This is a genomic window from Flavobacterium nitrogenifigens (genome assembly GCF_003254565.1).
GTDB classification, from domain to species: domain Bacteria; phylum Bacteroidota; class Bacteroidia; order Flavobacteriales; family Flavobacteriaceae; genus Flavobacterium; species Flavobacterium nitrogenifigens.
This window is the reverse complement of the sequence record NZ_QJRI01000084.1, coordinates 1-415: the sequence shown is the minus strand read 5'-3', so window position 1 is coordinate 415 and position 415 is coordinate 1. Positions and strand designations below refer to the sequence as shown.

The 415-nt window shown below is 36.6% G+C and carries 1 protein-coding gene; it reads right to left on the bottom strand.

Annotation, left to right across the window (positions count from 1 at the left end; genetic code table 11):
* Window positions 1-415 (bottom strand): condensation domain-containing protein (locus DM397_RS00360; protein ID WP_239457749.1); only part of this gene is annotated, 415 nt, incomplete at both ends.

Here is a 415-nt window from a genome sequence, read left to right as displayed (position 1 = left end):
ATTGAGCCAAACGGCATAGTCTTTATACTGAATGCCCAATTCCGGAAAATCAACTTTTTTACCCTGCATTAGTCTGTTGTATGCCTCTACAGCTTCAGAAACCAAGAGTTCCATAGACCAGCCGTCTCCAATGATATGATGCATGGATAAAAAGAAAACATATTCCTGTTCTTTTAACTTCAGCAGCGAAGATCTTATAAGAGGTGCTTTTTCTAAATCAAATGCCTCATGGTTTCTTTCTTCGATATACTTTGCAATGGCTTCTTGCTGGTTTTCTGCAAAACTGAAATCTTCACTGGATATCTTAAAATCCAATTGTTCTGCAGGGATAATATATTGTCTGATATCACCTTCATTATCTGCTTTAAAATACGTTCGCAGTATTTCATGACGCTGCAATAAAAGCTTAAACGAT